This window comes from Paraclostridium benzoelyticum, from assembly GCF_001006285.1.
Taxonomy (GTDB): domain Bacteria; phylum Bacillota; class Clostridia; order Peptostreptococcales; family Peptostreptococcaceae; genus Paraclostridium; species Paraclostridium benzoelyticum.
This window is the reverse complement of sequence record NZ_LBBT01000039.1, coordinates 1-10377: the sequence shown is the minus strand read 5'-3', so window position 1 is coordinate 10377 and position 10377 is coordinate 1. Positions and strand designations below refer to the sequence as shown.

Genomic DNA, 10377 nt, shown 5'->3' with positions numbered 1-10377 from the left:
AAATACTATTTTGCTATAATATTTTTTGTAAATCTATAATTATAATTTTACATATTTTATCACAGATTGTAAATCTTATAAAACCCTTATAATATCTGAAAAAACTGAGTGCTTTTTACCTTCGTTTATGATATTATTCTCTTGTAAGGGGATTTTACATATTTTTCATAATACAGGGGGTATTAAAAATGTACTTTTCTAATAGAGTTGTTTCTATGCAATCTTCACCTATAAGAAAGTTGGTTCCTTATGCAACTGCTGCTAAGGAAAAAGGAATAAAAGTTTATCATTTAAACATAGGTCAACCTGATATAAAAACACCTAAAGGTTTTTTTGATGCTGTTAACACTTTTAATAGTGATGTTTTAGAGTATGCTGTATCTCAAGGTTTGCCTGAGCTAATAGATGCAATGATTAATTATTATGCTACATATGATATGCATTTTGAAAAAGATGAAATACTTATAACTAATGGTGGTAGTGAAGCTTTATTATTTTCTATGATGGCTATTTGTGATCCTGGGGATAATATTTTAGTTCCTGAGCCATTTTATACAAACTATAATGGGTTCAGCTCTTGTGTAAACGTTTCTGTAAAACCTATAACTACACATCCAGAAAATGGATTCCATCTTCCAAGCAAATCAGAAATTTGTTCTAAGATTGATAAAAATACTAAAGCTATACTTATATCAAATCCAGGAAATCCAACTGGAACTGTATATACAAAAGAAGAAGTTCATATGTTAGCTGACATAGCGAAAGAAAATGACTTGTGGATAATAGCTGATGAAGTTTATAGAGAATTTGTTTATGATAAATTAGATTATATAAGTTTCGGAAACATTGAAGAAATAAAAGATAGAGTAATAATAGTTGACAGCGTATCAAAAAGATATAGTGCATGTGGAGCAAGAATAGGATCTTTAGCTTGTAAAAATAAAGAGTTCATTGCTCAGGTTTTAAAATTATGTCAAGGAAGATTATGTGTATCTACTCTTGATCAGATAGGATCTATAGAACTGTACAAAACTCCTAATACTTATTTTAAAAAAGTTAATGAAGAATATGAAAAAAGAAGAGATGTTTTATATAGTGAGTTAATGAAAGTTGAAGGAGTAATATGCGAAAAACCAACAGGTGCATTTTATATACTTGCTAAATTACCAATAGAAAATGCAGAAGATTTTGTAATATGGATGTTAAACGAGTTCGATGTAGACGGAGAAACTGTTATGGCATGCCCTGCTGAAGGATTCTATGGAACTGAAGGATTAGGCAAAAGTGAAATAAGACTTGCTTATATATTAAATGAACAAGATTTAAAGAAAGCTGCAAATATTTTAAAGCAAGGTCTTGAAAAATACATGGAAGTTAAAAATGATTTAGCAACTAATAACTAAATTTAAAAATAGACTAATCAAATGATTAGTCTATTTTTTCGCCACTTTTTTCACTTATTGTTAACTTGTCTCTTAAACTGGGTGCTTATGCACATAATCTAGCTTTCTTTTATAAGTATTTCTTCTAAGTTTTTTATAGAATCCATAAATTTATTACGATCTTCTTCATTTAATTCTAAGAATCTTGATTCTAATCTATTTCCTAATGCTTCTAAAAAGTCTTTAGCTATTTCTTCACCTGAAGTTGTTAAATTTAATATATATTTTCTTCTGTCTCTTGAATCTCTTGTTCTAGTCAGATATCCCTTTTTAGTTAAGTCATCTACCATAGTAGTAAGACTTCCTTTTTCTATATTTAATTTTTCGCATAAGTCCGTCATTGTTATTTCCCCATTATTATTTATGAATACAAGTGCTCTTAATTGTGTTCTATTTACATTTATATTTGCGGCATACTCTTTTAAAGACTCTAAATATAAACTAGCATGTATCTTAGGAAAAGTTTTTGATACGAAGTCTATAATGTCTTTTATTATTTCATTCATTTCTTCACCTCCACCCCCTTAAAAGTATTGTTAAATTCTAGTTTACACTAATTCCTTTGTATAGACAACACCCAAAAACAGCAATCTGATTGTGTTGCAATTTTAACATTATTTTTCAAATTTGATTTTATTTTCTAACTCTTTCTACATTTTTCTACATTTAAACTATTTACAAAATTAATATTTTATAATATAATTGAATCATAACCGCAAAAAGCGGGAAAACAATAACAAGCATTTATTTATTTTAATCAACGAGGAGGAAAACTTTTTATGATGCAAATTATAACGAGTACGGCACTATTATTAGTTGTACTGGCATTATTCACTTTATTCAGTTACAAAGCACCTCACGGTATGAAAGCTATGGGTGCACTAGCAAGTGCTGCTTGCGCTAGTTTCTTAGTTGAAGCATTCCACGCTTCATTATTTGGACAACAGTTTGGAATCTCTTTCTTAGAGCAAGTTGGAGCTGCAAACGGTAGTTTAGGAGGAGTTGCTGCTGGTATATTAGTACCATTAGCTTTAGGAGTATCTCCAGTTTATGCAGTTTTAGTTGGTTTAACAGTTTCAGGATTCGGAATACTTCCAGGATTCGTTGCAGGATACTTAATATCATTTGTTGTTAAGTTCTTAGAAGAAAAAACTCCTGCTGGACTTGATTTAATAGTTGTAATACTAGTTGCTGCTCCATTAGCAAGAGGAATAGCTATGTTTATGGATCCTATAGTAAATGATACATTAATGCAAATAGGACAAGCTTTAATAGCTGCTTCTGATGTATCTCCAATATTAATGGGTATAATACTTGGAGGATTAATAACAGTTGTTGCTACTGCTCCGTTATCATCAATGGCCTTAACATCTATAATAGGATTAACTGGCCTTCCAATGGCAATAGGTGCATTAGCAGTATTTGGTTCTTCTTTCATGAACTTTGTGTTCTTCTCTAGAATGAAGTTTGGTGATAAGAAAGATACTATAGCTGTTGCTATAGAACCATTAACTCAATCAGATATAATATCTGCAAATCCAATACCAGTATTCACTACTAACTTTATAGGTGGAGCATTATCAGGTGTTGTAGTTGCTTTAATAAGTACTTACGTTGCACCTCTTGCAATAAGTGTTCCAGGTATGGCTACTCCAATAGCTGGTTTTGCTGTAGCAGTTGGACAAAATGGAACTCCTGCTTTAATGGCTGCTGTTGGATGTATAGTAGTAAGTGTATTAGGTGGATTTATAGGTCATACAATATTTAAAAATTATAAAATAGTTACTGCTGACATAATCCGTGGTAACGGAAATGACGAAGATACTGCTGCTTAATCGGCATATTATAAAAGCACATCATGTTATGATGTGCTTTTTTTATGCATAAAAATCTTCAATGTCAAGTTTTACTGACTGTTCTATTTGAATCTCATTAAAAACTTCTTTCATTACAGGCTCTTCTCCTTGTCCTCCGTATATAAATATACCTAAAACAGTGACACAACAAAGCGCGTATAACTTCATGATTCTCCCCTCCCTCATAAATTGTATACGAATTGCAATCAACTGACTACAAATACACCAAATATGATGGTAATTTTTTAACAAATTGCCAGTTTAACTAACATATCTCAAATTTCATTAAGTATAAAAAAAGCATAAGCCCAGTGACCTATGCCTAATTTTTATCTTTTAAATTTATAGCACTTACCTATCTAACACAAAATATACTTAAAATCCCTGGACCTGCATGAGCACCTACACAAGATCCTACATCTACTATTGAAATTCCATTAGGATTTAACTCTATAGTCGCAATATCTTTTAATTTATTCATATCCTGAGTACAATCACCATGTCCTATAGCAATTTCTTTATCCTGTCCACAACTTTCTTTAACCAAATCTACCATTTTAGAAAAAACATGTTTTTTACCTCTTACTTGTGCTACTGGTGTTACTAACCCATCTTTTACTTCTAATATAGGTTTTATTCCTAACATACTCCCTATAACAGCCTTAGAGGATGATATCCTCCCACCTCTTTGTAAATATTTTAAGTCATCTACAGAAAATACTACATACATATTTTCTTTCATATATTCTAGCTGATTTAAAATATTATCTATAGTATAACTTTCTCTAGCCATTTGCGCAGCTTTAACAACCTGCATACCGCATCCATATGAAAAGTTCATAGTATCAAAAGTATATATATTACCCTCTGTATCATTTTTAGCCATTATTGCACTTTGATATGTTCCTGTAGCTCTAGATGATCCTGATATATATAAAATTTCTCTACCTTCTTTTGTAAACTTATCAAATACAGATTTAAATTGTGAATATGTAGCTTGTGATGTTTGAGGTAATTTACCAGCTCTGAGCATATCATAAAATTCTTTAGGTCCTAAATCTATGCCATCTCTATATTCTTTATCATCAAACCTAACTATCAAAGGAACCATTTCTATATCGTACCTCTCCCTTAACTCTTTTGGTATGTCAGATAAACTATCACATACTATCTTTAAATTACTCATTGAAACTCCTCCTTTGTTTTGAATTTTCTAAAAAAAGCAGATTTTTTCTTTATCAAAAATCACTTTTATTGAGTTCCCTATAATTGTATCTATATCCTGTTTCTTAATATTCATATAAATAACAGATGCATTACTAAACTTATCATTTTTTATTCCAATAGTAAAGTCAAAAGGATTTTCTGTAATATTTATAATTTCCATATAAACTCCATCACTCCTTCTATTATCACTAATTTTTATATCATATTCACGTATACTCAGCTCATTTCTTAGTCAAATATATGTGTTTGTTTATATATTTTTACATTTTCCGACATTTTACCTATGTTATAAGTACTTATTCTGGGGTATAATAATAGATATTAATATAGGTGGTGATTTTTTGTTAGATTTAAATTTAGAAGCTAATAGATGCTTAGTTTGTAAAAATGCTAGATGTAAAAGTGCTTGTCCTATAAGTACAGATATACCTACTGTAATAAATTTATATAAAGAAGGTAAAATAAAAGAAGCTGGTGAACTTCTATTTAATAATAATCCGCTTTCTGCTGTTTGTGCAATAGTTTGCCCTCACGAAGATCAGTGTGCTGGTAATTGCATACGAGGAATTAAAGGAGAGCCAATTCAATTTTATAAAATAGAAGAAGAAATCTCTAAAAGCTATTTAAAAGATGCTGATTTTTCTGATATAAGCAAAAACGGAAAAAATATTGCTATAGTTGGATCTGGACCTGCTGGTCTTACAGTTGCATTTGAATTAGCAAAAAAAGGCTACAATATAACTGTATTTGAAAAAAATGAACAACTTGGAGGAATACTTAGATACGGAATTCCTGAATTTAGACTTCCACGAGAAATTATTGATAATTTAATCAATATACTAAAAAATATGGGAGTTAAATTTAAAATCAATTCTACAGTTGGCCCTATACTTACTTTGGATAAATTACTTGAAGATGGATATGATTCTATATTTATAGGGACTGGAGTTTGGAATCCAAGAAGATTAGATATAAAAGGAGAAAGTCTAGGTCATGTACACTATGCTATAGACTACCTACGTTCACCTAAGAACTATGACTTAGGAAATAAGGTTGTAGTTATAGGTGCTGGTAACGTTGCTATGGATGCAGCTAGAAGTGCTAAGCATTATGGTTCAAAAGATGTTTTTGTAGCATATAGACGTGACTTTGATAATATGACAGCAACTAAGGCTGAAATTAATGACGCTATTGAAGAAGGTGTTAAGTTCATGACTTATAAATCGCCTATAAAAATAGTTAATGAAGGTATAATTTTAGCTGATACTGAGAAATTAGTTGCGGAGGATGGTACAACTTCTTTAGTTACTGTAGAAGGTAGCGAAAAATTATTTGAATGTGATTCTATACTAGTTGCAGTTAGCCAAGTTCCTAGAAATACTATTGTTTCTAATAACAAAGGCTTAGATGTTAATAATAGAGGGCTTATTATGACAGATACTAGTGGACATACTACTCGTGATGGAGTATTTGCTTGTGGTGATGTTACTCATGGTGCTAAAACTGTTATAGAAGCTGTTGTGGCTGCTAAAATTGTTGCTCAATCTATAGATGAATATTTAAAGTAAAACTTATTAATACATTGTAGGTTGAATAGTTGCTTTCTTCACACAAAGACTTAAGAAACAGTCTTTAAGTGTTTAGTCATCAACTATTCAACCTATATTTATTTAATTAAATATTTTAATCTGTAATTAAAGTAAATGCTTAATTTCAGAAAACTATTATAATATCAATTAACCCTACATATAAAAAATCCTTTTACTATATGATATAATAGTCCTATAAATTAAAACGGAGATGATTTAATGTCAAAAAAAATAGAAAACCTAACTCAGATCTTAAAGGAAAGTAATAATGTAGTTTTCTTTGGTGGAGCTGGTGTGTCAACAGCGTCTAATATCCCTGACTTCAGAAGCGCAAATGGATTATTTAACGAAAAGTTAAATATTTCCTTAACTCCAGAACAATTAGTTTCCCATACATTTTATTTAAAATATACTAAGGAATTTTTTAATTTTTATAAGCAAAAACTCATATATCCTGATGCAAAACCTAATAATGCTCATATTGCCTTAGCAAAACTTGAAAAAATGGGAAAACTTAAAGCTGTAGTTACTCAAAATATCGATGGGCTTCACCAAATAGCAGGTAGTAAAAATGTATTTGAACTTCATGGTTCTGTACATAGAAATTACTGTGTTAGTTGTAATGAATTTTATGATTCTAATTTTATTATCAATTCCAAAGATGTGCCAACTTGCACTAAATGTGGGCATACTGTCAAACCTGATGTAGTTCTTTATGAAGAAGGTTTGGATGATTCTATTATAAAAGGATCAATTGATGCTATATCTAAAGCTGATACTTTAATTATAGGAGGTACATCTCTTATAGTGTATCCTGCAGCAGGTCTTATAGACTATTTTAAAGGTAAGAATTTAATACTTATAAATAAGAGTACTACCCCTGCTGATAATATAGCTGATTTAGTTATAAATGATAGTATTGATACAGTATTGTTTGATGCTGTAAACAAACTTTAAATAAAAGAGAGGATAAGATGTATATAAATATACATCTTATCCTCTCTTTTTAATATATAATCAATAAATTAATTTCACTATACTAACACTTTAAATTGATATCCATTATCTTTATAGTATTTTATTAACTGAGGAAGAGCTTTTGCAGTATTTTCTTTACCATATGTATCATGCATTAAAATAACTACCATTTCTTTTCCTTCTGAAGTTTTTACTGCATAGTTGTATAATTCTTCAGGTGATTTCTTTTTACCTTCAGCATCACCGCTTAATGCATTCCAATCTATTGCAGCCATACTGTTTGCAGCCATATATTCATCTAAAGGTTCCATACCTTTCCATGACATATGTCCACCTGGACATCTTATAACCTCTGTTGAGAAGTAAGGTCCTAAAACTCTTTTTAATATATCATCAGTCTTTTTAAAGTCCGCTTTGAAAGCTTCTAGATCTAATGTTCTATTTGGATATAATATACCATAATCATGGCTATATGAGTGATTTGCTATTGCATGTCCTTCTTCAAACTCTTGTTTTAGTAAATCTTCAGCTTTTTTCCCACCACGTTCTATATTAGCTCCTGTTACAAAAAATGTAGCTTTAACACCTTCATCTTTTAATGCCTTTAATATCTCTGGAGTAACTGTAGTTGATGTTCCATCATCAAAAGTTAAAAATACTACCTTTTCTCCATTATTTGAATAGTCTCCGCTTTTTAGCTTCTCTGCAACTTTTTCGGCACTATAGCTGTAACTTTCCGATCCATGCTTAACTCCGATCATTTTCTTTTTAGCTTCTTCTTCTTCTTTACGTTTTTGTTCTTCTGCAGCAAGTCTTTTCTCTTCTGCAACTTTTTCTTCTTGTTTTTCTTTTATTGTTTCATCCACATAAGCTTTAACTTTATTAAAAGAACCAAATATAACTACACATACTACCATTAGTAAAAATGCTCTTTTAACATTTAGTTTTGCCCGATTATTATTTTTATTAGAGTTTGAAAAAATATTGTTATTTTTTTTCATAACTTCCCCCTTACTGTCACTTAATGTTACTTTTTATTATATATACATTATACTCCACTTAACCCCTTATGTGTATTACAGCTTCGTAACAACTATTTCAAAATGGTAACATATTGAAAAAATTAAAACAAATTCAATTATATTATTAATACTTTTTAGCTTTTATCAAACCATTATATTTTATGTCTAAGTCTTATTCTCTTGCATCAATGCGTAAAAAAACTGCATACGCAGTTTATTTTAAGACTAATTAACTTTTTTCTTTTCTAATTTCTTCGTTTTCATTATAATTATATACAATGCTACCAAACTCTTGTTGGTATCTCATAGTCGTATTTATAATTATATAACCTAACCCCAAAAATATAAAAACTAAGGTAATCCCAATTACCAGTTTTATCTTTAGCCTCATATGGGACCTCCCCTTTTTATTTCCATTTTTTACCTTAATTAAATTATATAACATTTCCCGACTATTTAACAGAAATTATTATCTATTTTTTTCTACAAAATAATGCATAATAAAAAGCTGGTTAAAACCAGCTTTTTTACTTAAACTTTATTTGTCCATTTTCTATTGAATCTAAAATTACTAACGATTGTAAATTTATATTTTTTTCATCTAAAAGCTTAGCACCATCTTGGAATCCCTTTTCTATAACTATACCAACTCCAACCAGGTTAGCTTGAGCTTTTTCAACCAATTCATTTAAACCTATTGCAGCTCTTCCATTTGCTAAAAAATCATCTAACACTAATATATTTTCACCTTTATTTAAATATCTTTTGGAAACTCTTATTGTATAGTTTTTAGCTTTAGTGAATGAATAAACTTCAGATTCATAAACATCCTTATCTAAATTTTTAGATTCCACTTTTTTTGCAAATACTACAGGTACATTACCAAAGTGCTGAGATGCAATAGATGCTATAGCTATACCTGAAGCTTCTATTGTAAGTATTTTATCTATTTTTTTTCCTTCAAATCTTTTTGCGAACTCTTTTCCTATTTCATTTAAAAACGCTACATCTAATTGATGATTTAAAAAACTATCTACCTTCAATATATCATTACCTGAAATTCTTCCTTCAGTTAATATTTTTTCTTTTAACTTTTCCATAAATATGCCTCCAAATTTTAGTATACTGCATAAATAATATTGAGAAAGTTTAAAAAAACTCCTGTCTAAAAAGACAGGAGTTGCATTTACTATAAAAAATAATAAATAAACTTCCTGTAGTCAAATCATTTACGGTGATTTGGTAGAAACTCTTGACCCCTATCGTCAAATTTATACAGATATTGTAATCAGTTTATCTAATTATAAATCATTAATATGTATTAATCAATATTTATTTCATTTATCTCATTTATGCTAAGTGGTTTAAAATAATAATATCCTTGTATATATACCTTTTCATTTTTTATATTTTTTATAAAATCTTTTTGGCATTTATATTCTACTCCTTCACATACAATAGACTTATTTGTGACTTTGCATATATTAGATAAAAATATTATTATTTCCTTTACAAAAATGGAACTTTCTATTCCATCTATAAAGTATTTATCTATTTTAACTATATCAAAATCTAGTTTTTCTAATATGTCTAAGTTAGAATATTCAACTCCAAAGTCATCTATAGCAATCATAAACCCACACTTTTTTAATTTTTCTATAGATGTGTTTATTTTGCTTAAGTCATTTATTCCAACTTTTTCTAAAATTTCTATACATATACTATATTCTTTCATATTCATTAAGGTTGCTATATCGCATATTTGTTTTATAAAAAGATCATTTTCAATTTCATTTAAGGACATATTTAATGATATATAAAAGTCATCATTTTTAATATTATTGTATTCCTTTATAATTTCATAATCGTTTATTGCAAGCTTCAATATATGTAATGAAGTTTCAAATAGCATATCATTATTCTCAATATCTTTTATAAAAAAATAAGGGGATAGTATTTTATCATCTTTTTTTAATCTCAATAACCCCTCAAATCCAACTATTACATTTTTTTTAGGATTTATTATAGGCTGATAATATAAAAAATACTTATTTTCCTTTAAATCTTCTCTTATAATTTTTTTCATCTTACATTTTTTTATATATGGTAATTTAGTATTGTGTGTTAGAAATTTGGAGCCTGTTAAAACTTTTGTTCTTAAAGCAAACGCAAATTTATCTCCATATTTGAAGGTATATTTCAGTCGAACCAGCTCACCTTCGCCAGACTTGGTGACAGTCTCCTTCGGCATTTCCCAGTTCTC

At 29.1% G+C, this 10377-nt stretch carries 12 protein-coding genes and 1 riboswitch; of the genes, 4 read left to right on the top strand and 8 right to left on the bottom strand.

Going from position 1 to position 10377, the window contains the following annotated elements:
* The first annotated feature begins 188 nt into the window (after nucleotides 1-188).
* On the top strand, nucleotides 189-1403 hold the full coding sequence (locus VN21_RS02145; RefSeq protein WP_046821827.1) for a pyridoxal phosphate-dependent aminotransferase: 1215 nt from the start codon (nucleotides 189-191) through the stop codon (nucleotides 1401-1403).
* A 98-nt stretch (nucleotides 1404-1501) separates the two neighbouring features.
* On the opposite strand, the gene VN21_RS02140 is transcribed toward VN21_RS02145, so the two are convergent.
* Nucleotides 1502-1948 (bottom strand): MarR family winged helix-turn-helix transcriptional regulator, encoded by a 447-nt coding sequence (locus tag VN21_RS02140; RefSeq protein ID WP_046821826.1) that lies wholly within the window; start codon nucleotides 1946-1948, stop codon nucleotides 1502-1504.
* A gap of 273 nt (nucleotides 1949-2221) precedes the next feature.
* Between VN21_RS02140 and VN21_RS02135 the strand changes: the two genes are divergently transcribed.
* Complete coding sequence (locus VN21_RS02135) at nucleotides 2222-3277, top strand: PTS sugar transporter subunit IIC (RefSeq protein ID WP_332840834.1); 1056 nt, start codon at nucleotides 2222-2224, stop codon at nucleotides 3275-3277.
* Between the two features lie 42 nt (nucleotides 3278-3319).
* Here the strand turns inward: VN21_RS02135 and VN21_RS18555 are convergent, their stop codons facing one another.
* The 3 genes from VN21_RS18555 to VN21_RS18550 form a co-directional block, all read right to left on the bottom strand.
* The gene (locus tag VN21_RS18555; protein WP_161794367.1) at nucleotides 3320-3466 is read right to left on the bottom strand and encodes a hypothetical protein; all 147 of its coding nucleotides are present in this window, start codon (nucleotides 3464-3466) and stop codon (nucleotides 3320-3322) included.
* Nucleotides 3467-3653: 187 nt separating this feature from the next.
* Complete coding sequence (locus VN21_RS02130) at nucleotides 3654-4484, bottom strand: DegV family protein (protein ID WP_046821825.1); 831 nt, start codon at nucleotides 4482-4484, stop codon at nucleotides 3654-3656.
* Nucleotides 4485-4511: 27 nt separating this feature from the next.
* Nucleotides 4512-4685, bottom strand: coding sequence for a hypothetical protein (locus VN21_RS18550; RefSeq protein WP_161794366.1), 174 nt, complete (start codon nucleotides 4683-4685; stop codon nucleotides 4512-4514).
* A 181-nt stretch (nucleotides 4686-4866) separates the two neighbouring features.
* Here VN21_RS18550 and VN21_RS02125 point away from each other — a divergent pair, with 181 nt between their 5' ends.
* Nucleotides 4867-6093 (top strand): NAD(P)-dependent oxidoreductase, encoded by a 1227-nt coding sequence (locus VN21_RS02125; RefSeq protein ID WP_046821824.1) that lies wholly within the window; start codon nucleotides 4867-4869, stop codon nucleotides 6091-6093.
* 240 nt (nucleotides 6094-6333) lie between these two features.
* Nucleotides 6334-7071, top strand: coding sequence for an NAD-dependent protein deacylase (locus VN21_RS02120; RefSeq protein WP_046821823.1), 738 nt, complete (start codon nucleotides 6334-6336; stop codon nucleotides 7069-7071).
* Between the two features lie 77 nt (nucleotides 7072-7148).
* Here the strand turns inward: VN21_RS02120 and VN21_RS02115 are convergent, their stop codons facing one another.
* From VN21_RS02115 to VN21_RS02105, 4 genes are all read right to left on the bottom strand, one after another.
* Nucleotides 7149-8093, bottom strand: a complete 945-nt coding sequence (locus VN21_RS02115) for a polysaccharide deacetylase family protein (protein ID WP_046821822.1) — start codon at nucleotides 8091-8093, stop codon at nucleotides 7149-7151.
* A 250-nt stretch (nucleotides 8094-8343) separates the two neighbouring features.
* Nucleotides 8344-8505, bottom strand: coding sequence for a hypothetical protein (locus VN21_RS18545; RefSeq protein WP_161794365.1), 162 nt, complete (start codon nucleotides 8503-8505; stop codon nucleotides 8344-8346).
* Between the two features lie 136 nt (nucleotides 8506-8641).
* Nucleotides 8642-9214, bottom strand: a complete 573-nt coding sequence (locus tag VN21_RS02110) for a xanthine phosphoribosyltransferase (protein ID WP_046821821.1) — start codon at nucleotides 9212-9214, stop codon at nucleotides 8642-8644.
* Nucleotides 9215-9311: 97 nt separating this feature from the next.
* A riboswitch (purine riboswitch) is annotated at nucleotides 9312-9413 on the bottom strand.
* Between the two features lie 22 nt (nucleotides 9414-9435).
* A partial coding sequence (locus VN21_RS02105) for an EAL domain-containing protein (protein ID WP_152650749.1) occupies nucleotides 9436-10377 on the bottom strand: 942 nt, incomplete at its 5' end.